This is a genomic window from Undibacterium sp. Di26W, assembly GCF_049340265.1.
Classification (GTDB): domain Bacteria; phylum Pseudomonadota; class Gammaproteobacteria; order Burkholderiales; family Burkholderiaceae_D; genus Undibacterium.
This window is the reverse complement of sequence record NZ_JBMPOR010000002.1, coordinates 365407-390839: the sequence shown is the minus strand read 5'-3', so window position 1 is coordinate 390839 and position 25433 is coordinate 365407. Positions and strand designations below refer to the sequence as shown.

24 protein-coding genes are annotated in these 25433 nt (G+C 51.9%); 8 read left to right on the top strand and 16 right to left on the bottom strand.

Translation table 11 applies throughout. The features are described from left to right. Positions 1 to 59: 59 nt before the first annotated feature. From ACO0LM_RS04170 to ACO0LM_RS04130, 9 genes are all read right to left on the bottom strand, one after another. Complete coding sequence (locus ACO0LM_RS04170; RefSeq protein ID WP_423034567.1) at positions 60 to 1703, bottom strand: diguanylate cyclase domain-containing protein; 1644 nt, start codon at positions 1701 to 1703, stop codon at positions 60 to 62. Between the two features lie 7 nt (positions 1704 to 1710). Next, a complete protein-coding gene (locus ACO0LM_RS04165; RefSeq protein ID WP_422986970.1) occupies positions 1711 to 2145 on the bottom strand; it encodes a hypothetical protein in 435 nt (144 codons plus the stop codon). Between the two features lie 9 nt (positions 2146 to 2154). Beyond that, positions 2155 to 3402: a porin gene (locus ACO0LM_RS04160; protein WP_423034565.1), complete on the bottom strand. Its 1248-nt coding sequence runs from the start codon at positions 3400 to 3402 to the stop codon at positions 2155 to 2157. A gap of 115 nt (positions 3403 to 3517) precedes the next feature. Further along, positions 3518 to 3868 carry a ComEA family DNA-binding protein gene (locus ACO0LM_RS04155; RefSeq protein WP_423034563.1) on the bottom strand — a complete coding sequence of 117 codons (351 nt, stop codon included), beginning with the start codon at positions 3866 to 3868 and terminating at the stop codon, positions 3518 to 3520. A gap of 91 nt (positions 3869 to 3959) precedes the next feature. Then, positions 3960 to 4517, bottom strand: coding sequence for a peptidylprolyl isomerase (locus ACO0LM_RS04150; protein WP_423034661.1), 558 nt, complete (start codon positions 4515 to 4517; stop codon positions 3960 to 3962). Positions 4518 to 4965: 448 nt separating this feature from the next. Continuing rightward, on the bottom strand, positions 4966 to 6216 hold the full coding sequence (glp, locus tag ACO0LM_RS04145) for a gephyrin-like molybdotransferase Glp (RefSeq protein WP_423034659.1): 1251 nt from the start codon (positions 6214 to 6216) through the stop codon (positions 4966 to 4968). An 88-nt stretch (positions 6217 to 6304) separates the two neighbouring features. Next, a complete protein-coding gene (gene mobA / locus ACO0LM_RS04140; RefSeq protein WP_423034561.1) occupies positions 6305 to 6925 on the bottom strand; it encodes a molybdenum cofactor guanylyltransferase MobA in 621 nt (206 codons plus the stop codon). Positions 6926 to 7044: 119 nt separating this feature from the next. Further along, positions 7045 to 8169, bottom strand: a complete 1125-nt coding sequence (moaA, locus tag ACO0LM_RS04135; protein ID WP_423034559.1) for a GTP 3',8-cyclase MoaA — start codon at positions 8167 to 8169, stop codon at positions 7045 to 7047. A 346-nt stretch (positions 8170 to 8515) separates the two neighbouring features. Continuing rightward, positions 8516 to 11623, bottom strand: a complete 3108-nt coding sequence (locus tag ACO0LM_RS04130) for an Rne/Rng family ribonuclease (protein WP_423034557.1) — start codon at positions 11621 to 11623, stop codon at positions 8516 to 8518. Between the two features lie 628 nt (positions 11624 to 12251). Between ACO0LM_RS04130 and ACO0LM_RS04125 the strand changes: the two genes are divergently transcribed. The 7 genes from ACO0LM_RS04125 (at position 12252) to ccoS (ending at position 18511) form a co-directional block, all read left to right on the top strand. Then, the gene (locus tag ACO0LM_RS04125) at positions 12252 to 13265 is read left to right on the top strand and encodes an RluA family pseudouridine synthase (protein ID WP_423034555.1); all 1014 of its coding nucleotides are present in this window, start codon (positions 12252 to 12254) and stop codon (positions 13263 to 13265) included. Positions 13266 to 13353: 88 nt separating this feature from the next. Further along, positions 13354 to 14013, top strand: a complete 660-nt coding sequence (locus ACO0LM_RS04120) for an HAD-IA family hydrolase (RefSeq protein WP_422986956.1) — start codon at positions 13354 to 13356, stop codon at positions 14011 to 14013. 16 nt (positions 14014 to 14029) lie between these two features. After that, positions 14030 to 14395 (top strand): Rieske (2Fe-2S) protein, encoded by a 366-nt coding sequence (locus ACO0LM_RS04115; RefSeq protein WP_422986954.1) that lies wholly within the window; start codon positions 14030 to 14032, stop codon positions 14393 to 14395. A 14-nt stretch (positions 14396 to 14409) separates the two neighbouring features. After that, positions 14410 to 15396: a S49 family peptidase gene (locus ACO0LM_RS04110; RefSeq protein ID WP_423034553.1), complete on the top strand. Its 987-nt coding sequence runs from the start codon at positions 14410 to 14412 to the stop codon at positions 15394 to 15396. A 440-nt stretch (positions 15397 to 15836) separates the two neighbouring features. Then, positions 15837 to 16079 (top strand): heavy metal translocating P-type ATPase metal-binding domain-containing protein, encoded by a 243-nt coding sequence (locus ACO0LM_RS04105; protein WP_423034551.1) that lies wholly within the window; start codon positions 15837 to 15839, stop codon positions 16077 to 16079. A gap of 5 nt (positions 16080 to 16084) precedes the next feature. Continuing rightward, complete coding sequence (locus tag ACO0LM_RS04100; RefSeq protein ID WP_423034549.1) at positions 16085 to 18364, top strand: heavy metal translocating P-type ATPase; 2280 nt, start codon at positions 16085 to 16087, stop codon at positions 18362 to 18364. 3 nt (positions 18365 to 18367) lie between these two features. After that, positions 18368 to 18511 (top strand): cbb3-type cytochrome oxidase assembly protein CcoS, encoded by a 144-nt coding sequence (gene ccoS / locus ACO0LM_RS04095; protein ID WP_423034547.1) that lies wholly within the window; start codon positions 18368 to 18370, stop codon positions 18509 to 18511. A gap of 16 nt (positions 18512 to 18527) precedes the next feature. Here the strand turns inward: ccoS and mnmH are convergent, their stop codons facing one another. After that, a complete protein-coding gene (mnmH, locus tag ACO0LM_RS04090) occupies positions 18528 to 19592 on the bottom strand; it encodes a tRNA 2-selenouridine(34) synthase MnmH (protein ID WP_423034545.1) in 1065 nt (354 codons plus the stop codon). Positions 19593 to 19595: 3 nt separating this feature from the next. Next, positions 19596 to 20249 (bottom strand): arylesterase, encoded by a 654-nt coding sequence (locus ACO0LM_RS04085; protein WP_422986942.1) that lies wholly within the window; start codon positions 20247 to 20249, stop codon positions 19596 to 19598. A 14-nt stretch (positions 20250 to 20263) separates the two neighbouring features. On the opposite strand from ACO0LM_RS04085, the gene ACO0LM_RS04080 reads away from it, so the two are divergent. Next, complete coding sequence (locus tag ACO0LM_RS04080) at positions 20264 to 20956, top strand: ABC transporter ATP-binding protein (RefSeq protein WP_422986940.1); 693 nt, start codon at positions 20264 to 20266, stop codon at positions 20954 to 20956. Here ACO0LM_RS04080 and ACO0LM_RS04075 read toward each other — a convergent pair. The 5 genes from ACO0LM_RS04075 to ACO0LM_RS04055 form a co-directional block, all read right to left on the bottom strand. Beyond that, positions 20946 to 21752: a UDP-2,3-diacylglucosamine diphosphatase gene (locus ACO0LM_RS04075; protein ID WP_423034543.1), complete on the bottom strand. Its 807-nt coding sequence runs from the start codon at positions 21750 to 21752 to the stop codon at positions 20946 to 20948. The genes ACO0LM_RS04080 and ACO0LM_RS04075 overlap by 11 nt on opposite strands. A gap of 30 nt (positions 21753 to 21782) precedes the next feature. Beyond that, the gene (locus ACO0LM_RS04070) at positions 21783 to 22271 is read right to left on the bottom strand and encodes a peptidylprolyl isomerase (RefSeq protein WP_423034541.1); all 489 of its coding nucleotides are present in this window, start codon (positions 22269 to 22271) and stop codon (positions 21783 to 21785) included. Between the two features lie 57 nt (positions 22272 to 22328). Further along, positions 22329 to 22997 (bottom strand): peptidylprolyl isomerase, encoded by a 669-nt coding sequence (locus ACO0LM_RS04065; protein WP_423034657.1) that lies wholly within the window; start codon positions 22995 to 22997, stop codon positions 22329 to 22331. Between the two features lie 91 nt (positions 22998 to 23088). Then, complete coding sequence (locus tag ACO0LM_RS04060) at positions 23089 to 24282, bottom strand: L,D-transpeptidase family protein (protein WP_423034539.1); 1194 nt, start codon at positions 24280 to 24282, stop codon at positions 23089 to 23091. Positions 24283 to 24356: 74 nt separating this feature from the next. Beyond that, positions 24357 to 25316 carry a L,D-transpeptidase Cds6 family protein gene (locus ACO0LM_RS04055; RefSeq protein ID WP_423034537.1) on the bottom strand — a complete coding sequence of 320 codons (960 nt, stop codon included), beginning with the start codon at positions 25314 to 25316 and terminating at the stop codon, positions 24357 to 24359. Between the last annotated feature and the right edge of the window lie 117 nt (positions 25317 to 25433).

Sequence of the window (25433 nt, the reverse complement as noted above, 5' to 3'; positions counted from 1 at the left end):
CAGCGCATGAGGCCCGCGTGGACTCCGATTGCGCACGCGCTTAAGATCGTAAACAGGTTCTAACTAAGCTGCGTGGTATCGACCCCCTCCAGGTTCACCACACGATAGGCATTGCGGCCACTGCGCTTGACGTCATACATGGCGGTATCGGCACGGCGCAGTAACTCATTCGGATCAAAGGCCTGCGGGTCGGTATAGCTGATGCCTATGCTGGCACCTATTTTTACCGAAACGCCATCGGTAATCACGATGTCCTGGCTGGCCTGGCTAATGATTTTTTTCGCGATTTCTTCGGCCTTGCTCTGATGCGTTAAATTCTGCAGCAGGATGACGAATTCATCGCCTCCAAGCCGGGCGATAAAGTCAGATTTTCTGACAGTGCTGGTGGCGATGTGGGCGAAATGGCACAGTACCTGATCACCTATGGTATGGCCATAGGTGTCATTCACCTGCTTGAATTTATCCAGATCGATCATGAGCAAAAAGAAGCCTTGGGCATAGCCATTTTCATGTTCATTGGACAGGCGGGCGATTTCTTTTTCAAACCCCAGTCGATTATTCAAACCTGTCAGGTGGTCGGTGACGGCCAACTGATTGGCGTTTTCTTCTTTCAGCTTGCGTTCGGTAATATCGTTCGCCAAGCCTTGTAACACACCGTCCTCGGCAGGGCTGATGACCAGATTGATCCATTTTTTTTGTGAGCTGCCACCAACCTGTATATAGAAATCATCTGACATGACTTTGCTTTCATTGATGGCGGCATCAATCATCAGGTGCAGACGTAATTCCTGCCCCTCCAGCATCAAGGTCAGCACATTCGAAATATTGCCGCGCTGATGCGCATCAGTGAGGTTGAACATGCGCAGGAAGGCCGGGTTATACGACAATAATTCAGCAGAAAAATTCAACTGGAAAATGCCGGTTTCTGCATTTTCAAAAATCGTCTGGAACTTTTTTTCCCCTATGGCATGCCGTATGCGCAATGACCTTTCTTCATCCAGCGTCGTCAGCAGGTTGGCCACCAGGGTATTGACGTCACGTACCAGTTGCCCGATTTCGTCTTTTTCATTGCCGTCTGGCAGCCCCAGTTTGTCGCCGGCTTCGGGCGACAGTGTGTGCAGTCTGTCAGAAATGTTTTTGATGGGGCGGGTGATCATGGTCAGCACCACGTACACCACAGCAGATGCCATGACCAGGGCTTGCATCAGCAACAGGTAGACGATGAAACGTGCCTTCGATGCGCTTTGCTCGCGAATGAACTCCATATTCGGATCAAGGCGGATATTGCATACTTTTTCCTTGGCATTGAAGGGGGAGAATATTTCCTGTTCCAGTTGGCCGGGTGCCTTGGCTTCCGGCTGCATCGTGACAACCGGGGTGGCCTGGTTTTGTACCAGTTGTTTGGATGCCTCTGCCAGGATTTTATCGCCGGAAAAAATCAGTACACGACTGATATCGCCGTTTTTAAGTAAACCACGCGCCAGTTCTGAAGCAAGGTTTTGGTCCAGTAAAAAACAGGCAATGCTGGCCGTGCTTTCTACCGTACTGAGCGACGCATGCATACGCTGGTTGGCTTGTTCCTGTTCTGATTGCGCCGAAAACTGATAGCTGAACAAGGCAAAGAAACTGCCCACGAGCAGTGCAATGCCCAGCACAATGAATGCGCTACGATAGACGATGCTGGTGCGTAGCAGTCTTAACATGCAGGTATCAATTATTTACGTTGGGGTCATAAATCAACTTCACCCGTTTATCGAGTTTTTTTCTTTCTATGTAGCCTATGGCTCCCTTGTTGCCGCTGACTATATCCATGACTTCATCTGCTGTATCTGCCTGGTGTGGTGGCGTGCCTTGTCCGGAAAACATCAGCCTGGCCCAGTAAGAATTAATTTCAGGTAAATTCTTGTTGACCAGCAGGGAATAGAACCTGGCTTTTTCTGCATTCGGTGTCGTTAAATCTACCGGCATGGCATTGATGCCAGATGCCAGTTTACGATTTCTGCCCATGTACAGATTGATGACTTCATCCTTGCTCAATTTCTCTATCCCGCTTTGTGGATTGGCAATCACGACCAGATCGGCAAAGGATTTCCCATGCCAGGTCGCCAGCACTAGGCAGACAGTCAGGTAGTGGAGTATCTTCATCGCTCGCCTCTAAAAGATGAAATTGAAGGCGAGGCTGAACAGTCTGGCTTTGCCATTCCATCCCGGCTGGGCGTTGCGTACCAACAGAAATTGATCCGCATGAATCTGATCAACTTGCAGTTTCAGGTTGGATTTTTCCGTCAGGTCGTAACGTACACCAATGGATAATGTCGTCTGGTGATTGAACTGGCTGCTGATGGACTGATTAAAACCCGCAACCAACATGTCAATGCCAGGGCTGATGCCGGTAGGCAGGCTGGCCGGTATTTTTTGATCCTCGGTTTTGTTGATTGAGTAGGTTGCATACGGCGTCCAGTTATCAATTCTATAGCCCATTGTCAGGTAGGCAGAGCGGCTCGCCGGAAACAACAAAGACTCGGAGCTCAGGCGGTTTACCATCAGTTGTACCTGCAAGGGGCCGTTGTCATAGGCCGCGCCGGCAGACAGATATTTAAATCTTTTATTTTCCATCGACAAGGCATTGCCCAGGCCAGCGGCATAGGGAAACACGGCGTTTAATGCGGGTGAGCGAAAGCCATCCAGCAGACCCTGTAAAGGCGGGAATTCGTGCTTGAATTTCAGTTCCGAATAGCCGACGCGGTAAATCCAGTTTTGTGACTGGTATTCAATATGCGCGCCAGTCAAGGGTGAGCCGTTCAGGGACAGGTAATTATACTGGCTATCGGTAGTTGTCCTTTCCCGGGCGACACCGGCAAAAAACTTGGCACGCACTATTCCTTCACCCAGCGGTCGGGACACGACCACGTCAGCACCATCGAAATAGGTAATGACTACGTTGCCAAAAAAATCGACAGGTGGGCGCACCCATTGATAGGAATAGGCGACATTGCGCGAGTCTGCCAGCAGGTAGACATCAAAACCCAGCCGTCCTGCACGTAACTGGACAGTATCATTGGGCAAGTAACGCGCATATGCCCAGGTCAGTTGTGGTTGATGGACCTCCGCAGAACGGCGGGCGACGACTTGAAGCGCTGTATCAAAATTTTCACTGGGCCGGTAATTGATTTGCAGGCCCAAATTGGAATCAACACCGAAGTCCGTCTGCCGGCTATAACCAACACCATAAGGCTGGGTCAGATCGCGGACGATATCCACATCTCTGGTATTGCTGTGCACAACACCAAGGGTGCCAAAGCCGCTGACGGAATAAGATTTGTCTTCTTCTGCTGCATGCACATAAGCTACATGTGCCAGAAAACAGGCGAGCAGACTGATGCGTGAAAACCTGCTTGACATAAAACCTCACTGTCACTGCAAAGTACTACACAATCAAAACAAGCCGGGCCAGAGCCCAGCACCTATGACTACTAGCTTACCAGTATGTTGACAGGTGCTGGGAGGGGAAATGTCATTATTTCTTTCCTGTGGTTTTTTGTTTGGCAATGACCAGATCCTTGATGCCGTTATACACGTCTTCAGGGATTATTTTTTTCGATAGCAGCTCATCCTTGCCTTTATATGGGCGCCCCTTGATGATGGCGTCGGAACGCACGTCGCCAATTTTGGGTAGGCTGGACAGCTCTTTCTTGCTGGCGCTATTCAGGTCCATCAGCTCCACTTTGGCGGATGCCGAAGCGCTGGATGAGGCTGATGTGGACGCAGACGCAGACGCTTTTTTTGCATCATCCTTGGCATACGCCCCGGATTGCGTCAAAAATACCAGTGTTGTTGCCAACAATATTGATTGCCATTGTTTTTTCATTTTTACCCCGACTGTAAAAGTAAAACAGGAGCACAAACGGCTCCTGTTTTAACACAACATTGATGAGAGCTGCACTATGCAGCATAGCATGTTATTGTGTTTGTAGCATCGAATTAATTAATACCGGTGTGACTGGTACATCACTCATGCCGCCTGCTGTGGTAGTTGGAACTGCTTTGATCTTGTCCATGACATCCAGACCAGTAACAACTTTGCCAAATACAGCATAACCATTACCTGCAACCAGGCCGTCAAGACTGGTGTTGTCCACTACGTTGATAAAGAATTGCGATGTTGCAGAATCAGCCACGTTGGTGCGTGCCATGGCGATCGTGCCGCGCAAATTGCTGAGGCCATTCGGTGTTTCCAGTTTGATGGCAGTCAGGGTGGTTGGCTGTTGCAGATCCGTGGTAAAGCCGCCACCCTGAATCACGAAATTGCTGATGACACGGTGGAAAATCTTGTTCACGTAAAAACCGTTTTCCACATACTGGAGGAAGTTATCGACAGTAATAGGGGCTTTGGCCGGATTCAGTTCAATCACCATCGTACCCTGGCTGGTCACCATGGTGACTTGTGGTTGCAGTGCCAGCGGTACCGTCAGCGAACCGGTATACAGGGAAGAGCCATCAGCCGCAGTGAGGGACACATTGAACGCGCCTGCTGCGATGATCTTGCATGACAAGACCTTTTGAGTGGCGGTGCTGCCAGCCAGTTCTGTCACTTTCAGACAACCAGTGATGGTGGCATTGATGCCCTTATCCAGGTTTTGTCCGGTAATCGTGAAATTGGTGATTTTGCGGTACACCAACTGGTCTGTGGCGACTGCGCTGACGCTAACGGTAGTTGATGTGGGTGTCGTTGTCGTGCTGGAAGAGCCACCACCGCCACAGCCCGCAAGCAATGCGAGGGATGCACAGGCACCCAATATCCATGATAAAGCTTTCAAACTGTTCTCCAGTAATGTTTAAATCAATAATTGTACTTTGCTGGCGAGCAATGTCACCAGAATGTAAGCGTCTGTTACTTTTTTATACTTGCGATTTACATCTTCCGACCTTGAAGCTGTGCTTTAGGGATCAACTTGCCCAAGTTACCTATAGCAGTCCGTCAAACAATAGAACATGGACTTTTTCACCGGGCAGCACGGTGGTTTGGTCATGTTGCAAAACAATCATGCAATTGGCTTCTGACATGGAGCGCAATATACCCGAACCTTGCGAGCCAGTCACGCTGACACGCAGTTCGCCATTTTCCGTGCTGGCCAGTATGCCGCGCTGGAATTCCGTGCGGCCGGGGCGTTTGCGTATGGTTTCTGCTGCAGCTATTGGTATCAGCGGCAGGGCAGGGACGTCGGCCCCCATCAAACGGTACAGTGCCTGGCGGGCGAAGAAGTAGAAACTGACCATGACGGCCACCGGATTACCTGGCAAGCCAAACAGGTAGGCACTTTTGCCATTCGAGGCAATCTGGCCAAATGCCAGCGGGCGGCCGGGCCGCATGGCGACGCTCCAGAAAGCCACCTGCCCTAGTTTTGCCATGACTTCCCTGGTATAGTCAGCAGCACCCGCAGATACGCCACCAGAGGTGATGATGGCATCTGCGCTTTCACAAGCCTGGCGCAGGCCTGCTTCCAGCGCATCTGGATTATCTTTCACTACGCCCATGTCGATTACTTCGCAACCCAGTCTGGTCAGCATTCCAAACAAGGTATAGCGATTGCTGTCATAGACGCAGCCTTCATCCAGTGCTTCTCCCAGCGAGCGTAATTCATCCCCGGTAGAAAAAAAGGCAACCCGCAGCCGTCTTTGTACTGCCACTTCGGCGATCGCCAGCGACGCCAGCAAGCCTAGATCAGCTGGTTTCAGTATCCGGCCTTTGCTGATCACGGTTTTGCCCATGACCAGGTCTTCTCCTTTGAGGCGACGATTGTCACCAGCCCGCAGTTTGCCGCCAGGGATGGTGACGTGGCTATCGCTACTGGCTGTGATCAGCTCTTGCGGAACCACCGTATCACAGTCAACGGGCATGACAGCGCCAGTGGTAATGCGTATGCATTCACCCTGATTAATTTGGCCCTGGTAGGCGCGTCCGGCAAGGGCAGTGCCGACGATACGCAATTGCCTGTCTTGCCCGGCAGGTAAATCTGCGCCACGAAAGGCAAAACCATCCATGGCGGAATTGTCATGGGCCGGTACATTCATGGTAGAGATGATGTCCTCTGCCAATACCCGCCCCAGTGCCTGACGCAGTGGCAATTGTTCAGTAAAGTGCAGCGGCTGTATGCATAGTCCGATGATGGCCTGAGCCTGCTCTACGGTGATTGCATGTGGGTCGTATTCCGGCATGGCAGCAAGGATATCTTGCAGGCCGATGTTGACAGCCTTGACAGCATTGACGGCCTCGGTGGCCTTGATAGTTTTGATAAAGCGCATGTCAGTGATCCAGGTCCTGTAATTCTTTGAGTGTATTGATATTGCGGAAGGCATCATTGTCTTCAAACAATACTTCACTCGTATTCAGGCTGTCGTGCCAGTCATTGAAGCGGCGCCCGCCATTTTGCAGGTAAGTATTCAATTGAGCTGACACGCTGGTTTTCATCAGGGAAAAAACCGGATGAGATTGTTTTTTTAAAACGCCATCCAGATTTTCCATCGTGACAGCTACGGCGGCATCAGTGTCATCATTGCCATCATTAAGCAGGGCCACGGCGAGGCGGCTAACCAGGTCAAGTGGCAGCATGGGGGAGTCGCAAGGTACGCAAACGAGATAGGGCGTGGCACAAGCCTGCAGGCCTGCCTGCAAACCTGCTAGCGGCCCGGCAAAGCCGGTGATCAGGTCAGATACGACCGGTACGCCAAAACCTTGATAAATGCCGAGATTCTGGTTGGTATTGATGATGATCTTGCCAGTCTGTACTGACAGTGTCTGCAAGACATGCTGCATCAGTGTTTGTCCACGAAAATGCTGGAGACCTTTATCCACCGTGCCCATGCGCGTGCCACGGCCGCCCGCAAGTATCAGTCCGGTAATCAGGTTTTTATCGATGGGTGTCATAGAGGGCATGGCAAAACAGAGTTGGCAAAGTCCTTATGCCGACATTATCCACCATCGGCAGCTACTTTTAGTTGGCTATTTTGACTACTGATTTCAGCACCCTGTTTTAGCCACCAATTTTAGCCACCAATATACGACATCTCGATTTTTTTGCGAGTCACGCTGCCGGTATCGGTTTGCTGGCTGCGCAGTTCCGAATAGCGGTCGCTGCGCTTGTGCCAGATGCCAGCGATGACATTCGCAATTGCCAGGTCGGAATGTTGATCAGGGGCGCGCAGCAAGGCTCGCAGGTCATGGCCCTGGCTAGCAAACAGGCAGGTGTAAAGCTTGCCTTCCGTCGACAGCCGGGCGCGCGTGCAATCACCGCAAAATGTCTGGGTAACGCTGGATATCAAACCCAGTTCAGCGCCACCATCTGCATGGCGCCAGCGTTTTGCCGTCTCGCTCTTGTAGTTGGCCTGTATCGGGGTGAGTGGCATACCAGCATCCTGGATGCGCCGGATGATTTCGGCAGAGGGAATCACTTCATCCATCTGCCAGCCATTCGATGCACCTACATCCATATATTCGATGAAGCGCAGGATTTGCCCGCTGCGCTGGAAATAACGCGCCATGGGCACGATTTCCTGATCATTGACACCGGCTTTGACCACCATATTGACTTTGACCGGACCCAGCCCCACTTTTTCTGCTACGGCGATACCTTCCAGTACTTCGGATACAGAAAAATCCACATCATTCATATGCCTGAAAACACCGTCATCCAGCGCGTCCAGCGACACGCTGACCCTGGTCAGGCCGGCATCTTTCAGACTCTGGGCCTTGCGCGCCAGCAAAGAGCCATTGGTGGTCAGGGTCAGGTCAAGTTGCTGGCCATCTGGTGTACGCAAGCCGGCCAGCAGTGCGATGAGTTTTTCTATATTTTTGCGCAACAGGGGTTCGCCACCTGTCAGACGGATTTTATTCACGCCATGGGCGACAAAAATGCTGGCGATACGATAAATTTCTTCAAAACTCAGCAAGGACTGATGCGGCAGATATTGGTAATCTTTATCAAACACCGCCTTGGGCATGCAGTACACGCAACGAAAATTGCAGCGGTCAGTGACTGAAATACGCAAATCATGCAACGGCCTGGCAAGTGTGTCCAGCAATTGGCCATCTGGTGCCTGCAACTGATCGGGTATCGCCAGACTGGATGTAAATTGCCTGAAGTCTGTCAGCGGAATAAATTTTTCCGTCATGGTGTTATCTGGTGTGAAGTGTTACTAAGAACCTGATTACGATCTGTTGCGAGCGTCAGCGGGGTAAGGGTAACTAAAACGCCGCGCAGAAAGCGGAATGTACTCTGAGACCATGAGCATTTTGAGCAGCGCATGAGCCCCGATCACGCCCGCGCAGTAAGATAGTAAACAGGTTCTAAGGCGTATTGGCATAAACAAGCTTATCCCTGAACAATAGCACGACTGGCAAAGTCTTGCGTTTTGCTACTGTTTTGCGACTAATCTGGAGAGCGTTGATCTGGAGGGCAAAAAAAACCGGCAATTCAAATGAATTGCCGGTTTTTCTTTTAATGCCTGTTGCGATAGTCTAATGACGTGTTTCCACCATGACCAAGGGCTCATCATTGCTGACGGGCAGGGGCTTGCGTTCGCGTGGAACGCGTGCAGCTGGCACAAATTTCTCTGCACTTTCCTGCGCTGCCTGCAGTTTGACCGGGTCTGTACTTGCCAGTTCCAATCCTGCTTCTTTCAACATGGAATGCAGGTTCTCCAGAGGCATGGCTGCGGCGGGAACGCTTGCCTTGCCAGAGTAACTTGCCGGTGCTGGTGCCTCATCGGCAACAACTGCAGCTATTGCAGCGATTGGTGCTGCTGGAGCCGCTGCAATAGTTGCAACTTCAGCGACTGGCGCAATGTCCACAACCGGTGCAACGTCCACAAGCGATGCAACTTCCACAAACGGTGCAGGCTCCAAAATTGTGACTGGAGCGACAGCTGGGACAGTTGGAATGGCATCCAGTGTGTCATTGCTGACACCTGAGCTGATGTCCGAACCCATACCCGAACTAAAAGACGGCATGCTGGCAACCACTGTTTCAGCGACAACTACAGGTTCAGGCGTGCTGATAACCGGTGCTGTAGCAACAGTGTTATCTGTTACCTGAACTGGCGCAGCGGTAAATATCGCCGGTGCGGCTGTCTCAAGCACTGCTACTGCAGCCGGTGCTGAAACTGCCGCTGGCGCTACAGCTGGCGCAATGTCTGTGACCACAGGGGCGAATACATGTGCAATTACCGGGGCGGCAACCGGTGCTGCCACTGGTTCTGCCAGCACTGCAGGTTCAGCTACTATGGCTGGCTGTGTCAGATGAACAGGCTGAGTCGGCTGAGCAGGCTGAGTATGGTCCAGTTGCGCAGCTTCTGCTGTTTCGCCTGCTGCATCAATTGGCAATTCACCTTGTTCATTGACTAGCTCATTACCGTCACGGTCGCGGCGATTGCGGTTGCGGCCACCGCGACGACGGCGACGACGGCGTTCTTCACCTTGCTCGCTATTGTCATTTTCAGCACCTGGTTCCAGGGCTTCCAGTTGTGCATTGGCAGGCATGACTTCGACAGGAACCGGGTCAGTATGTTTCTGGATAGCGTCTTCTGCCTTGGCTTCCTGTGGCTGGTTTTCCTTGCGTTCATCGCGCTGGCGTTGCTGGCGTTCACGGCGGCTTTCTTGCGGTTCACGCTCTTCACGTGGTGCTTTGGCAGCTTTAGGTGGACGTGCGTTTTCAGCGGCTGCTGCAGGTTTGGCGGCTTCTTGCTCAGGCTTTTCAGCGCGTGCCGGGCGGTCTTCGCGCTCTTCACGGTCGCGGTTGCGACGGCTATTGCGATTACGCTGGGTATTGCGCGGATTGCGTGCATTGCGATCGCGGCCATTGGCTTTGTCTTCAACCTGTTCTGGCGCTTCTACTGCAGCAGGTGCTTCGGACTTGCCAAACAGGAAGCCAAACATTTTGCTGAAGAAGCCCGGCGCGGCAGGCGCGCTGACCGGTGCGGCAAGCACAGGCGCAACGACTTCCTTGCGTTCGACGGTAGGCGCAGTGTCAGGAGTGATGCTCTTGACCATGGCTTCCTGGCGTGGCTTGATGTCTTCTTTTTGACGCTTGCTGTAGCCGATGTCGGTATCAGCCTGCTCAGCCATGGCATAGCTGGCGTGGTGGTCTTCCAGGCGTGGGTCGTCATTTTTCAGGCGATCCAGCTTGTAATGCGGGGTTTCCAGATGCTTGTTCGGGATCAGGATGACAGTCACGCGGTGACGTGTTTCTATCTTCAGGATCTCGCCACGTTTTTCATTCAGCAGGAAAGCGGCAACGTCGACAGGAACCTGGACATGGATAGCTGCCGAGTTTTCCTTCATGGCCTCTTCCTGGATGATACGCAGGACTTGCAGGGCAGAAGATTCAGTATCGCGGATATGGCCAGTGCCGTTACAGCGCGGGCAAGTCACATGGCTGCCTTCAGACAGGGAAGGGCGCAGACGCTGGCGTGACAATTCCATCAGGCCAAAGCGGGAAATCTTGCCCATTTGTACGCGTGCGCGGTCATAGCGCAGGGCATCTTTCAGGCGGGTTTCAACTTCACGCTGGTTCTTGGCGTTTTCCATGTCGATAAAATCGATCACGATCAAACCACCCAAGTCACGCAAACGCAACTGGCGCGCTACTTCTTCAGCTGCTTCCAGATTGGTATTGAATGCTGTCGTCTCGATATCGCCACCACGGGTGGAGCGGGCCGAGTTAACGTCCACCGACACCAGTGCTTCAGTATGATCGATAACGATAGCGCCGCCGGATGGCAGTGGTACTGTACGGGAATAGGCAGTTTCGATCTGGTGTTCGATCTGGAAACGCGAGAACAGCGGTACATCATCGCTGTAACGTTTAACGCGATGCACCATGTCGGGCATCACGTGGCTCATGAATTGCTGAGCCTGTTCGTAAATTTCATCCGTATCGATGAGGATTTCACCAATGTCCGGCTGGAAATAATCGCGGATGGCGCGGATCACCAGGGAAGACTCCTGATAAATCAGGAAAGCACCAGGGGAGGATTTACCGGCACCTTCAATCGCGCGCCAGAGTTGCATCAGGTAATTCAAATCCCATTGCAATTCGTCAACATTGCGGCCTATGCCAGCAGTGCGGGCAATCACAGACATGCCACCAGGCAAGTCCAGTTTGTCCATGGTTTCGCGCAATTCCTGGCGGTCTTCACCTTCGACGCGACGGGAAACACCACCACCGCGCGGGTTGTTCGGCATCAACACCAGATAGCGGCCAGCGAGGGAGATGAACGAGGTCAGGGCTGCACCCTTGTTGCCGCGTTCTTCTTTTTCGACCTGGACCATGATTTCCTGGCCTTCGCGCAGCGCTTCTTTAATGGAAGCATTGCGTACGTCCACGCCTTCTTTAAAATAGGTGCGGGCAACTTCTTTGAAGGGGAGGAAGCCGTGACGTTCTTCGCCATAATTGACGAAACAGGCTTCAAGGGAAGGCTCGATACGAGTGATCACGCCTTTGTAGATATTGGACTTGCGCAGTTCGCGACCGGCAGTCTCGATATCAATGTCGATGAGCTTTTGCCCATTGACAATGGCAACGCGCAACTCTTCTTGCTGCGTCGCATTGAACAGCATACGTTTCATGTTTTACTCCGTGACCTGGTGGTCATCTTGTGCTGTCATCTTTCAGAGATGACAACTGTACTGATACGGGATGTACGCGGGAACGGAGTGTTTGAGGGGGCGGGAAATGCCTGAGACAAAGCAGGGCGGAACCAGCTACGGCAAGATCATTGCCATGCTGAATAAAACCGGGCATCTGTTTTGCGCTGGGCGCGGACAGTCAGGGTAAAGAAAGCACGAGTGCACATGTCCCCCGCGTTGTATGACTTGGTCGCTGTGTACAGCAACCAGTGACAACGCCAGGCGATGAGCAACTTTGATGTCAGACCATCTTATTTTGTTGTGTCTGACGGAATCGCCCCGTTTACCATCACTGTCAACCGGCAAGCATGCTGTTTCATAATTAAACCAGCATCTCTTGCCAGACTTATCCTTACAATTCAAACTCTCTGATCCAACCTCGTGGTCCATGCCCGATAACAACAATTGGCTGTTACCCTGACAGGTAAACGACGCTGCATACACATCTTTTCCATCAAATTTGCAAACAGGCGAGGCCGATGGACATGCCCCTGTGTAAAATAGTCGTTTATTCCTCTTACACTGCTAAAAGCATAAATGCTGAAGCGAAAACAATTATATATTCAAAATGAAGGACTTAGCGACAATTAATAGGGGAGCACATCAAATTCAGATGGAAAAGCCTTCCCCTCAGCAGCCTTCGGTATCCCAACCCAAAGTACAGTTGCTCACGATCTCTGAAGAAGAGGCAGGGCAGCGTATAGACAATTTCTTACTGCGCATCTGTAAAGGCGTGCCAAAAAGTCATGTTTATCGCGTATTGCGATCGGGCGAAGTGCGTGTCAACAAAGGCCGTATCGACCAGCTTTACCGACTGCTGGAGGGCGATGTTGTCCGTATTCCACCGATACGCATGGCAGAAGCAACAGAGCAGACCGCACCCAAGCAAGAATTTCCCATCCTGTTTGAAGATAACTTTTTGCTCATTATCGACAAGCCAGCCGGTGTTGCCGTGCATGGTGGCTCAGGCGTCAGCTACGGCGTGATCGAACAGTTGCGGGCTTCCAGGCCAGATGCCAAGTTCCTGGAACTGGTACACCGGCTGGACAGGGAAACCTCGGGCATACTCTTGCTGGCAAAAAAACGCACAGCGTTGACGAATTTGCATGAACAAATGCGGGATGGTGTGACTGACAAGCGATATCTGACACTGGTAAGCGGTGACTGGAAGAATGCGCGTCAGCATGTCAAATTGGCACTGCACAAGTATACCACTGCCGATGGCGAGCGTCGGGTACGGGTGCAGGCCGATGGCATGCCTTCACACACGGTGTTTTCGCTGCAAAAGAAATACCGTGACTTTGCCTTGCTGGAAGCCGAACTGAAGACCGGGCGCACGCATCAGATCCGTGTGCACCTGTCCGCCAGTGGCTTTGCCATTGCGGGGGATGATAAATACGGGGATTTCGCCTTGAACCGTGCCTTGCTCAAGACTGGTGAAGGGCGGGGAGCCTTGAAAAGGATGTTCCTGCATGCGCATCAGATCAGTTTTGTCCATCCTGAATCAGGAAAGACCCAAACGGTGAACGCACCTTTGCCTGCTGAATGCCTTAATTTCCTGAAAACACTGGCCCCGGCTTGAAAAATATTAATGGTTTAGTAATGGTATTATGCCGTTATTGATGAGTAACATGTTACGAATTCTGGAATGAATTCGTTTTATTGAAAATATGGCAAAAAAGCAATTCGATTTAATTGTATTTGACTGGGATGGCACCTTGATGGATAGCACTGCCGTCATCGTCAAATGCATACAGGCAGCAGCGCGTGATTTAGGATTGCCTGTCCCCAAGGAAGATGTGGCATCTTTTGTGATTGGCCTGGCTTTGCCACAAGCCATACAGGTTGCCATGCCGGATATTGACCCCAAATTCTATCCCCGTGCGGTAGAGCGTTTTCGTTACCATTTCCTGGCCAGGGACCATGAGCTTCCCCTGTTTGAGGGTGTCAGGGAAATGCTGGCCGAACTCTCGCAGGATGGGTATTTCCTGGCGGTGGCGACCGGTGCCAGCCGGGTAGGCTTAAGTCGCGCCCTGCATACGGCCAAGCTGACATCGGTGTTTGACGCTACCCGTTGTTCCGACGAGACGTTTTCCAAGCCCCATCCTGCCATGCTGCAAGAATTGACGCGTGAGCTGGGGCAGGATATGCGCCGCACGGTCATGATAGGTGATACCACACATGATCTGCAGATGGCCAGCAATGCCGGCGCAGCAGCGATTGCAGTGGAGTACGGTGCACATGACCCGGCTGCCTTGCTGGAGTTGAATCCGCTGTTCTCGGCGAAAAACGTGACGCAGTTGCGTGACTGGTTACGCGACAATGCATGAGTGAGGTAAAAGTCAGATGACAGCGATATCTATTTGTGTATCTGGTGATTTGATCGAAGGCGGCAAGGGCGTGCGCTTTCCCCTGACTGCTGGCAGTGATGACGCAGTCGGTTTCGTCATTCGCTATGGTGGCGCGGTACATGGCTACCTGAACCGTTGCGCCCATGTACCGGTTGAACTGGACTGGAATCCCGGCGAGTTCCTGGAGTCCAGCGGTCTTTACATCATGTGCGCCACCCACGGTGCAATTTACCAGCCCGATACCGGCTATTGTACCGGCGGCCCCTGTCGCGGCGGGCGTCTGCGAAAAATTCATGTCAGTGAAGTCGACGGACAAATTTATTGGCATCCGGATGACTATATTCGGCCTGTGATTGCCTGAAACTGGAAATACTTATGAACGATCAATTATTGAATCCATCCGGCGCTGCCGAGGCTGACAAAAAAAGCCCGAACTGGGAGCGGGAATTACTCGAAAAGCTGGCAACCGATGCCTTGCGTGAACAAAGGTTGCGCCGGCGCTGGGGCATCTTCTTCAAATTCGTGTTGCTGTTTGTCGTGATGTTCGGTTTTTACTATTTCAGTGATTATGCGACCGGCGAAATGGAAAACCTCGGTCATCACACTGCGCTGATAGAAATTGACGGCACTATAGAATCAGAAGGTAGTGGCAGTGCCCAGACCGTTATTCCGGCATTGAATCGCGCATTTGCTGATCCTGGTTCGGTGGCGGTGGTAGTGCGCATCAACAGCCCTGGCGGTAGCCCGGTGCAGGCTGGCATGATCAATGATGAAATCGGCCGGCTGCGTAAAGAATATCCCGAGAAGAAACTGTATGTCGTGGTCGATGAAATTTGTGCATCCGGTGGTTATTACATTGCCGTGGCCGCAGATAAAATCTATGTAAACAAGGCCAGCATTGTCGGTTCTATTGGCGTCTTGATGGATGGCTTCGGTTTTACCGGCATCATGGATAAACTGGGTGTGGAGCGCCGCCTGATGACGGCAGGTGAAAACAAGGGTTTCATGGATCCGTTTTCACCGCAGACGGAAAAGCAGAAAGCTTTTTCCCAAGGCATGCTGAATGAAATCCATCAACAGTTTATTGATGCCGTGCGTGCCGGTCGTGGCCAGCGCCTGAAAGAAACGCCAGAGATGTTTTCCGGGTTGTTCTGGATCGGTACCAAGGCAGTACAAATGGGTTTGGCCGATGATTTCGGTTCTGTGGATTCAGTCGCACGGGACGTGATCAAGGTGGAGAATATCGTCGATTACACGCAAAAAGAAGGTTTGCCTGAACGTGTGCTGAAAAAATTTGGCGCGTCTATTGGTTCCAGTGCAGCGACGACGATGCTGAAGGGAAATGTTCCTCATATACGCTGATGTGGTCGCAAAATCAGGTATTTCGTTTGGTTGATTTCTTTAATCTTCAGCGCTGCTTGCATAGTTATTTTTTTCTTTCTCTTGTTTCCGGCTTGGCCTATAGTAGGGGCGTAACTGGTTCAAAAGAAGGAGGTCGATATACAAAAATCTTTTTTGTATCCTAGGCGGATTGAATTTGAGCTCCGGTAATGTCTTGTGTGCCGGTTATTAATGAAGTGGAATGACATACAATTTGTGCAGGGCTTATCCGTGTAGTTGACGGATCAGAGGTTTCTCAGACTCCTCGCTATGTAGCATCCATGATGTAAAAGGAACGGCAGTGCAACGCTGCCGTTTTTTTTCGCCCTTGTTTTTGCGAGCGTCTTTCTTGAAATAGATCAAGCTGAGGATTTTCTTTTCTTATAAAATCTCAGCTATTCTGTCCCATCTCCTGGGGAATCATGGCACTTGCTTTTTTATCGCGACTGGAAACCGGTCTTTTGTCCTGGCGGGCAGGGAGCAGGCTGAGCTGTTTTCATTGCAGTGAAACAATGCGCGAGCGCAATGCCTTGGCTGTCAAGTTCAATGGCAGCCCGCAACTGGTGTGCTGCCATGGTTGTCTGGCGATACTGCAGACCATAGAACAAAACCACCTGGTCGACGCCTACCTGGAAAATAAGGCCAGCCTGAGCGGCGCTGGATAGCCCCCATGAGTACTCTGGTAAATGCCGCGACCACCACAAGTGCCAGCGAAGTGAAGCTTGCACTTGAGAACGAAAAACTGCATTTGTCGGGCATGCGTTGTGCCGCCTGTGTGCAATTGATCGAATTTCGTGTGCGTCAGTTGCCCGGCGTGTCTTCCTTCAAAATTAATTCTGCCAGTCACAGGGCTGAAGTCGCCTGGAATGCGGACATCATTTCCCTGAAGCGCATTTTGTCGGCCATCATGGACCTGGGCTATGGTGCCTTGCCAGCAAGCCAGTCACCAGATGCCTTTGAGAAAAAAGAACACAGGCTTGCATTGTGGCGGCTGTTTGTCGCCGGGTTTGCCATGATGCAAGTGATGATGTATGCCTTTCCAGCTTATTTGGTACCAGTGCCGCAAATAGACGGTGATTTGACTCCCGATCTGGATCGCCTGTTGAAAATAGCCAGCATGATCATCACCCTGCCGGTGATCGGTTTTTCTGTCATGCCCTTCTTTCGTTCTGCCTGGCGTGATCTTAAAAACCGGCATATAGGCATGGATGTGCCGGTGTCGCTGGGAATATTGTGTACTTTCCTGGCCAGTGTATGGGCGACATTTGCCGGTGGTGCCGTGTATTTTGATTCAGCCATCATGTTTGTGTTCCTGTTGCTTGGTGCGCGCCTGATCGAATCCAAAGTACAGAAAAAAACCAGTGCAGCGCTGCGCATACTGACGCAACTGACGCCAGGCATGGCACAGCGTTTCATCGATTACCCACAACAGCCACAGACCGAGCAGGTAGACATCAGCGCCTTGCGTGTCGGTGACAGCTTGCTGGTGGCTGCCGGTGAACATATTCCCGCCGACGGCATGGTGATTGCCGGCGATAGCGCTTGCGATGAAGCGCTGATGACAGGGGAATCATTGCCGGTCTCAAAAACCATAGGTAGCAAACTGATTGCCGGTGCCATCAATATCAGTGGCGCGCTGGTCATGCAGACGCAAGAAGTGGGCGGCGCAACACAACTGTCCCAACTGATTGCCATGATGGAAGCCGCCGCATCGGAAAAGCCACCCCTGGTTTTACTCGCTGACAAACATGCCAGTCGTTTTCTGTTGATCATTTTGTTGCTGTCGGTAGTCAGCGGGCTGGTCTGGTGGCATATCGACAGTGCGCGGGCGATCTGGATTGCCATCAGCATTATTGTCGTCACCTGTCCTTGTGCCTTGTCACTGGCGACCCCGGGTGTCATGTCTGCAGCGATAGGTATACTGGCGAAGAATGGCGTGCTGCTGACCAAATCACGCGCGATACAGGCAATGGCGTCAGCCACGCATATCGTATTTGATAAAACCGGAACGCTGACTTTGGGCAAATTGCAGGTTAGCCAGGTGCTGGCACTGCAACAACAGGATGGCAGCGAAGACGAATATGAACGCGCCAGGCAGATTGCCTGCGCACTGGCATCTCGCTCCACCCATCCGGTTTCGCGGGCGATAGCCGATTACCTGGCGCCGCACATGGCAGGCGAGACATCTGCAGATGTGCCCGATTTACTCAATCTGCATGAAGTACCGGGAGCCGGACTGGAGGCGGTCGTCAACGGTGTACGCTATCGCCTGGGCAATCCCGGTTTTGCACTTGCCGGTGCGCATCTGGATATTCCTGATGCACTGAAACAGCAAACGCTGGCAGTGCTGGCTACAGAGCAGGGCGCGCTACTGCTGTTTGCCCTGGATGATATCTTGCGTGATGACGCTGTCGCAGCCATTCGTCAATTAAAAAACAAGGGTAAGAAAATCCTGTTATTGTCTGGTGACAGAGCGGAAGTCGTCGCCCGGGTCGCTGTCGAATGCGATATCCAGGATGCCCGTGCCGACCTGAGCCCGGCCGGGAAGTATGAAGCCGTGCGACAATTGCAGGCGGTTGGCCATATCGTCGTCATGGTGGGGGACGGCATGAATGATGGCCCGGTCCTGGGGCTGGCAAATGTCTCTGTCGCCATGGGACAGGGGGCTGCCATTTCGCAATCACGTAGTGACATGCTGCTGATGTCGAACCGTTTGCTGGACCTGGATTTTGGTTTGACGCTGGCGGCAAAGGCTTTTGCATTGATTCGCGAAAACCTGGCATGGGCCGTGTTTTATAATTTGATTGCGATTCCGGCTGCAGTCAGTGGTTTGCTGGAACCCTGGCACGCTGCTCTGGGCATGTCCCTGAGTTCCCTGATCGTGGTAGTGAACGCCTTGCGACTATATCGTGTACCGCAACCCCAACATATATTGCAGGAACAGGTTTGATGTATGGATATTTTATATTTACTGATTCCGCTCAGTCTGGTACTGGTCTTCGCGATAGGCGCGGTATTCTGGTGGGCGATCAGCCACAATCAGTTTGATGAACTCGATCAGGAAGGCCAGCGCATCGTCGATGATGTTGACGGTTGATGCTGTGGCGAGAGACTCATGCGATATTGTCTAGTATCTGTCGTGCGGAATCTGTGAAATCCGATTCGGTGATGTCGTGCTGCTGTATCACGGTTGCCGTGGCGGCACCGGCAAAGTTCCGCCTGACTGATTTTGCATAGGCAGGATCATAATGCTGTTCCAGCAGATTTTTGACCAGCAAGGCAAGCTCACCCGTAGTGGCTAATTGACGCCAGGCTGCAATTTTTTCCTTCCCATACAGGCTGGTCAAAAAATCCAGTTGCTGGTTCAGGCTGGCGGGTGACAGGATGAAGTGCGCATACTCCTGCATCAGCAAATCCACCCGTTTTTCTATCGTCATTTGCACCGCGATGCAGGGTGCTTTGCGTATGGTATCCATCAACAATTCCGGCACTCTGATGTCGCCGATTTTTTTGCTTTCTGCCTCCACAAAAATCAGCTGCTGAGGATGGAACTGTTGCAGTTGCCAGAAAATCCGGCTCTCAAACTGTTTTTGTGCAGGTTGCGGACAATCCGGGATGCTGCCAAGGACAGAGCCGCGATGGGCTGCCATGTCTTCCAGGTCCAGCACCTGGGCACCGGCTGCTGCCAGGCTGCGTAACAGATGGCTTTTGCCACTGCCGGTGGGCCCACACAAGACGCGCCACTGGAAACGTGCAATCTCGTTCATCAGGCTGTGGTTAACATGTTGCCTGTAGGCTTTGTAGCCACCATTCAGTTGCGCTACCGGCCAACCTATACGGGCAAAGATATGTGCCATGGCACCGCTGCGATTGCCACCGCGCCAGCAATAAATCAGTGGTTTCCAGTCGCGTGGCCGGTCGAGAAAACGGGTCTCTATATGCTGCGCAATATTCCTGGCCACCAGTGCCGCGCCCAGGCGCTTGGCTTCAAATGAGCCGGTTTGCTTGTACATGGTACCGACGACGATGCGCTGCTGGTTATCCAGCACCGGGCAATTGATGGCACCTGCAATATGATCTTCTGCAAATTCTGCTTCGCTGCGTACGTCGATGATGGTGTCGAATTCCGCACGGCGCTGCAAGACATCTGCAAATTCCACTATTTCAGGGTATTTCATGCTTTATTTACCCAGTAAAGGTAGCAAGTGTGGCCAGACATTGTTCAGGATTTGCGGGTGTGCTTCGGCAATCGGGTGAATCCTGTCTGCCTGGAATAACTCGTTTTTTTCAGCGACGCCTTCGAGCAGGAAGGGGACCAGCGCCAGGTTCATGCTTTTCGCCAGTTTGGCATACAGTGAAAAGAATCGCTCGGAATAATCCGGCCCGTAATTGGGGGGGATACGCATGCCTACCAGCAGGACTTTCGCACGGCTGGCCCTGGCCATATCTATCATGGCCTTGAAATTCGCTTCAGAGGCACTAAGTGATAGACCACGCAGGGCATCGTTGCCCCCCAGCTCAATGATGAGAATGTCGGGATGATGTTTGTCCAGCAGTTGTCCCAGCCTGGCTTTGCCACCGCTGGTGGTGTCGCCGCTGATACTGGCATTGATGACAGTGGCCTGGATGTTTTTTTGTTGTAGTCTTTGCTCCAGCAGGGCAACCCAGCCTTTGCCGCGAGTCAGTCCATATTCTGCGGACAGGCTGTCACCGAGCACAACTACAGTTTTTGATGCAGAATAAGCAGGCAAGGCTGAAACTGCAAAAGCCAGGAGCACAATGACTTGTTGTACATGTCTTGTCGCATGACGTAGTAAGAACCGTAAAAGAAGCATACAAAGAAAACCTTATGGAATCAAATAAAGCGGCAATCGAAGTGAAGCATTTAGTTAAGCGCGTGGCTGATGCAACGGGTGAACTAAGCATCCTGAATGGTATTGATTTTACCGCGCAAGCCGGACAAACGCTTGCAATTGTTGGTGCTTCCGGTTCTGGTAAATCTACTCTGCTGGGCATACTGGCTGGCCTGGATACACCGACAGAGGGCAGTGTCGTCCTCGATGGCGTGGATATTTTTGCTTTGAGTGAAGATGGTCGGGCGCAGTTTCGCAAGGAAAAACTGGGCTTTGTTTTCCAGTCGTTTCAGTTGTTGATGCATCTGACTGCTTTGGAAAACGTCATGCTGCCGCTGGAGTTACGGGGTGAAAAACAGGCCCGTGCCAAGGCCGAAGAAATGCTGGAGCAAGTGGGGCTGGCATCGCGCCTGCGGCATTATCCCAAGTTCCTGTCCGGTGGTGAGCAGCAAAGGGTGGCGCTGGCCAGGGCTTTTGTGACGGAACCGCCATTGCTGTTTGCTGATGAACCAACCGGCAGCCTGGACGCAGTTACCGGTGATGCCATCATTAATCTGATGTTCAAATTGAATCGTGAACGTGGTTCAACCCTGGTACTGGTCACGCATGATCTGTCGATTGCGGCACGCTGTGGCCGGGTATTGACGATCAGTGCCGGTCATTTGCGTGGGGATGAAATCAATCACTGATGGCAGTCGTCGTGACCGGCTTGCCATCGTGATGATAAGCCTGGATGCTGGCATCGCTGTATAGCGCCAGCCAGCCGCCACGGGGCGGTGTGGTATCGCATTCCCAGTCTGCCAGCACATGTCGTGCATGGCCATCATGGATGTGGATGGCGGGTCTGTGGGTATGCCCATGTATCAGGGTGGTGGCCTGGGTTTGCGAAAACAGGTCTGCAATGGCCGTGTTGTTGACATCCATGATTTCCACGGACTTTTGTTTCTGTTCCATCTTGCTTTCTGTGCGCAAGCCTTCGATGATGCTTTTTCGCTGTGTCAGTGGCATGGCAAGAAAAGCCTGTTGCCAGTCGCTTTGCCTGACCTTTTGCCGGAATTCCATATATGCGTGGTCATCCGTGCATTGTGCGTCACCATGGGTAATGGCAATTCTTTGGCCGGCGACTTCCAGTACGTGCGGATCGGCTAACAGCACGGCACCGGTAGCGGCCGCGAAACCTTCACCTATCAGGAAATCACGATTTCCACCTATCCAGTAAAGCTCTACCCCATGCTCGTGCAGCGCATGCAGGGCTTGCACGATCATCTGGTTATAGGGATCAGCAATATTATCATCGCCCACCCAGTATTCAAACAGGTCGCCCAGCAGGTACAGGGCGGGTGCGTGGCGTGCGTGCTGTTGCAGGAAATCCAGGAAAATTTCCGTGGTCTTCGGCAATGCCGGATTCAAATGCGTGTCGGAAGCAAAAAGCGCAACCAGGATTGGTTGCGCTTTTTGCTGATGCGCGGTGGTGTCAGCGATCATGGATGCAGAAATAGAGAGGAATAGTCAGTCTTAAACGATTTCTGCTTTTTCGATGATGACATTTTCAACCGGTACGTCCTGGAACATGCCAGCACGTGTCGTTTTTGTGCCTTCGATTTTATCAACGATCTCAGTACCTTCAACCACTTTGCCAAAGACGCAGTAGCCCCAGCCATCCTGACCAGGAAAGTCGAGGAAGCGGTTGTTCGCGGTATTGATGAAGAACTGCGCAGAAGCAGAGTGCGGGTCACCAGTACGTGCCATAGCCAGGGTATAACGCTCGTTTTTCAAGCCATTTTTGGCTTCATTTTCGACAGGTGCATTGGTGGATTTTTGGTTCATGCCAGGTTCGAAACCGCCGCCTTGTATCATGAAGCCGCCAATGACGCGATGGAAAATGGTGCCGCTATAGTGACCAGATTCCACATAGGCCAGGAAGTTGGCGACAGTTTTTGGTGCTTTTTCTTCGTTCAGGTCAATCTTGATAGCGCCGAAGTTAGTGGTCAGAATAACAGCCATGGTAGTCTTTCATTTCAAAAAGGTTGAAGATGTATTGTAAAAAGCTTGAAGATTTGTCTATTTTAACAAGGTCGCGGCTTGAATGATAACTGGCTTGTTTGGCACATCCTGCATCATCTTTGCCTCACCAGTTTCTACCGCTTGAATTTTTTCGACCACATCCATGCCCTGTATGACCTTGCCAAATGGTGTGTAGCCAGCCGTCATTTTCAAGGCATTGGCACGCGATTCTTTCATATTCTGGCCACGCAGCTGGAATTCAACCGGATTGCCTTCTGGCAGTATCTGGTGATCCAGGGAATCATTGACCCGGGTATTGATGAAAAACTGTGAGGTCGCAGAGTTGGGATCGTCGGTGCGGGCCATGGCGATGGTGCCCAGGTCATTTTTCAGACCATGATCAAGCGCCTGGCGGGCTTCGTTGGGTACGGTCTTGCTGGTTGGTTTTTCTTTTAAATCCTTGTCGTAGCCACCGGCCTGTATCATGAAATTATTGATCACACGGTGAAAGATCGTGCCTTTGTAATGGCCATTTTTAACATACTTGATGAAGTTCTCTACCGTTTTCGGTGCAGCTTCGGGGTAAAGCTCGATCACGATTTCACCCATGGTGGTTTTCAACGACACCTTGGGATGATCCTGGGCGGAGGCGGTCGCTGCTGCCATCATCAGGCAGCCACTCAGTATGACACTAAGGATGACACTGGCGAATCGCATTGCTGGCATTTTCATATTTAGTCCGGATGAGAGCAAAATCAAGGTTGTTTAAGTCCAGGAATCAGGTATTGTTAAGCCAAATCTGTGTTCCAGTCTTCTGTCAGATCGGTGTTTCGTAAATTATGCGCCATCTTGCCGCTTCTTTCAGCCAATACTGACGTTTGCGTATGGCGCTACGGCTTTTTCCATTGCTGGTTTCCTGGGTAAAGGTGCTGACGATAAGCTCGTCTTTGCCCGGGTAGCGAAAGTGCGTTACATCTTTCAGGCTTATGCTGGGATTATGCCAGTTATCCCAGCTTTGCTGCTGCTTTGGAAACCAGGTATTCAGATTGTCGCCCTGCATCGTCTTGAAATTGCGTGAATAATTGCTCAGGATGCGATTGGCATTCAGGCTTTCCATGTCCAGACGCCAGTCTTCCAGTAGTTTTACTGCAAAATTCTTGTCCGCCATCCACTTGGTGCGATTGACGAATTCGACATGCTCACTAATGATCACCGGTGTCTTGCCTATGTCCACCATGGCGGCAATTTTTAAAAAGTCCGGATTGGTCAGTACCACGCAGCCGTCTGACGCCAGTGGCGGGCGGCTGAAGCTTTCCGGCGGCATGCCATGCAGCCAAATACCGGAACCATTGCGGCCATTCAGCTTGTCCCATTCATTCGGGTAATTCAAGGGCAGGGCGCCCGGACCATAAAAGCTGGGCAATTTCGAACCGGCCAGCCGGCTGGTGATGTAGTACACACCGATCGGCGTCTTTTGATCGCCTTCCTTGAGTTTGTTGATGCCGAATTTGCCCTGGCTGATATAAAAATCATTCAGCAGCTTGGGCTGGCCTGCATTATTTTCATAGACATACAGGCGGGATTTGCGGGCATCCACGACGATGGCTTGCTTCTGGTCATCCCGCAGCTGCAATATCACGCGCGGAATGAAGTTGGGGTCGGGACGTTCGCGGTAGGAACGTATCCTTGCTGCCGCCTCATCCCTGAGGTCTTTCAGTTTGTCGGGCTGGGTCGCCGCACCGGCACCAAAGCTGGCTACTGGCCGGGTATGCATGAGCAAGAGATCGCCCTGTATCAGGTGCGCCAGCTGAAAATGCGGATACGCTTCGACCAGCGCGTCAATCTTGCTTTGTGCTTTTTGCAGATTGTTGGCGGCAAGATTTTTGTAGACTTCAATCAGCAGTGCATCCGGATCCGGTGCATTGGGATTGATCTCGGCGGGGGCCACTTTGGTGGGGCGTGATTTTGCCATGGCGATAGCCGGCGAAACCAGGTTCGCTACTATTGCCATTGCAAAAATTGCCAAAATAAGAAGCTTTCCGAGCCTGCCTGTGGTCGGAGCATCAGAGGTGACAGCGAAAAACATTAGCTACCCGCACGCTCCTGTTTGATCTGCCATTTGCCATCCTGCTTGACCATGTTCAAGGTCTTGCGGCTATTGGCAGTCAACTGATCAGAGGAATAAATCTGGCGGAATTTCGCTGTTGCTGTATTGCCATCCACATTGATCTTGGCAGCTTCAATTTTGACATTGATGCGGCCTTTGCCTTCAATCCGCAGGCGGCGTTCTTCTGCCCAGGCCTTATGGCTTTCACCTTTGGGCGTCTGGAAGTCTTTGGCGTAATGGCTGAGGTAAGTGCTGGTGTCCTTGTTGCTCCAGGCTTTGGCCCAGTTTTCGACTGCTTTCAGCACATCTTCTTCATCCCGGTCAGCCACGGGTGCCGGTGCCGGTTTGGCAGCAGGTTTTTCGGCTTTTGGTGTTTCTGCTTCAGGTTTGGCTGCAGCTACCGTGATTGGTTTTGTAGCTGCAGTCTGGGACACGGTAGTTGCCGGGGCAGCGACAATTTTCGGATTGGTGCCACCAGTTGTATTGCCGACCAGGTTACGTACCAGCGTCAGTTTCAGTTTTGCCGTGCTGTTGCCAGAGTCCAGTTGCAGCGCCTTGTCGTAGGCCTGGCTGGCCAGTTTGGCATACACGTCACCCAGGTTTTCATGCGCCGTGCCATAGGTAGGGTTGGTGCGTATGGCCATTTCCAGTGCAGCGCGTGCCTTGTCGTACTGGCCCGACGATGCATATAAAACAGCTAAATTATTATACGGTTCTGGCAGCTCGGGATAATCATCCGTCAGCTTTGTAAACACAGTAATGGCTTCTGCCGTTTTGTTTTGCTCTGTCAGTATCAAACCTTTCAAGAAGCGCATCTGTGCATCCTTGGGGCGTTGCGCCAGCGAGGCATCCACTTTTTGCATGGCTTCATTGATTTGTCCTGCGCGTAATAACTTCCCAACGTCTGCGGCATCATCTGCGTAAACGGTGGCAGACATCAGCAGCAATGTCAGACTGGATAAAGTAAGGACACTTTTCAAAATGTGGCGCATGGTGTTCGGTCTTGGATTTATAGGAGTTTGGCAGAACCATGTAAGCAGCAATGGTATACTGAG

Excerpts from the sequence above, each read along its gene's own strand:
- ACO0LM_RS04170 (WP_423034567.1), bottom strand. The coding sequence starts at position 1,703 with ATGTTAAGACTGCTACGCACCAGCATCGTCTATCGTAGCGCATTCATT.
- ACO0LM_RS04165 (WP_422986970.1), bottom strand. The coding sequence starts at position 2,145 with ATGAAGATACTCCACTACCTGACTGTCTGCCTAGTGCTGGCGACCTGG.
- ACO0LM_RS04160 (WP_423034565.1), bottom strand. The coding sequence starts at position 3,402 with ATGTCAAGCAGGTTTTCACGCATCAGTCTGCTCGCCTGTTTTCTGGCA.
- ACO0LM_RS04155 (WP_423034563.1), bottom strand. The coding sequence starts at position 3,868 with ATGAAAAAACAATGGCAATCAATATTGTTGGCAACAACACTGGTATTT.
- glp (WP_423034659.1), bottom strand. The coding sequence starts at position 6,216 with ATGCCGGAATACGACCCACATGCAATCACCGTAGAGCAGGCTCAGGCC.
- mobA (WP_423034561.1), bottom strand. The coding sequence starts at position 6,925 with ATGACACCCATCGATAAAAACCTGATTACCGGACTGATACTTGCGGGC.
- moaA (WP_423034559.1), bottom strand. The coding sequence starts at position 8,169 with ATGACGGAAAAATTTATTCCGCTGACAGACTTCAGGCAATTTACATCC.
- ACO0LM_RS04130 (WP_423034557.1), bottom strand. The coding sequence starts at position 11,623 with ATGAAACGTATGCTGTTCAATGCGACGCAGCAAGAAGAGTTGCGCGTT.
- ACO0LM_RS04125 (WP_423034555.1), top strand. The coding sequence starts at position 12,252 with ATGAAGGACTTAGCGACAATTAATAGGGGAGCACATCAAATTCAGATG.
- ACO0LM_RS04120 (WP_422986956.1), top strand. The coding sequence starts at position 13,354 with ATGGCAAAAAAGCAATTCGATTTAATTGTATTTGACTGGGATGGCACC.
- ACO0LM_RS04115 (WP_422986954.1), top strand. The coding sequence starts at position 14,030 with ATGACAGCGATATCTATTTGTGTATCTGGTGATTTGATCGAAGGCGGC.
- ACO0LM_RS04110 (WP_423034553.1), top strand. The coding sequence starts at position 14,410 with ATGAACGATCAATTATTGAATCCATCCGGCGCTGCCGAGGCTGACAAA.
- ACO0LM_RS04105 (WP_423034551.1), top strand. The coding sequence starts at position 15,837 with ATGGCACTTGCTTTTTTATCGCGACTGGAAACCGGTCTTTTGTCCTGG.
- ACO0LM_RS04100 (WP_423034549.1), top strand. The coding sequence starts at position 16,085 with ATGAGTACTCTGGTAAATGCCGCGACCACCACAAGTGCCAGCGAAGTG.
- ccoS (WP_423034547.1), top strand. The coding sequence starts at position 18,368 with ATGGATATTTTATATTTACTGATTCCGCTCAGTCTGGTACTGGTCTTC.
- mnmH (WP_423034545.1), bottom strand. The coding sequence starts at position 19,592 with ATGAAATACCCTGAAATAGTGGAATTTGCAGATGTCTTGCAGCGCCGT.
- ACO0LM_RS04085 (WP_422986942.1), bottom strand. The coding sequence starts at position 20,249 with ATGCTTCTTTTACGGTTCTTACTACGTCATGCGACAAGACATGTACAA.
- ACO0LM_RS04080 (WP_422986940.1), top strand. The coding sequence starts at position 20,264 with ATGGAATCAAATAAAGCGGCAATCGAAGTGAAGCATTTAGTTAAGCGC.
- ACO0LM_RS04075 (WP_423034543.1), bottom strand. The coding sequence starts at position 21,752 with ATGATCGCTGACACCACCGCGCATCAGCAAAAAGCGCAACCAATCCTG.
- ACO0LM_RS04070 (WP_423034541.1), bottom strand. The coding sequence starts at position 22,271 with ATGGCTGTTATTCTGACCACTAACTTCGGCGCTATCAAGATTGACCTG.
- ACO0LM_RS04065 (WP_423034657.1), bottom strand. The coding sequence starts at position 22,997 with ATGCCAGCAATGCGATTCGCCAGTGTCATCCTTAGTGTCATACTGAGT.
- ACO0LM_RS04060 (WP_423034539.1), bottom strand. The coding sequence starts at position 24,282 with ATGGCAATAGTAGCGAACCTGGTTTCGCCGGCTATCGCCATGGCAAAA.
- ACO0LM_RS04055 (WP_423034537.1), bottom strand. The coding sequence starts at position 25,316 with ATGTCTGCCACCGTTTACGCAGATGATGCCGCAGACGTTGGGAAGTTA.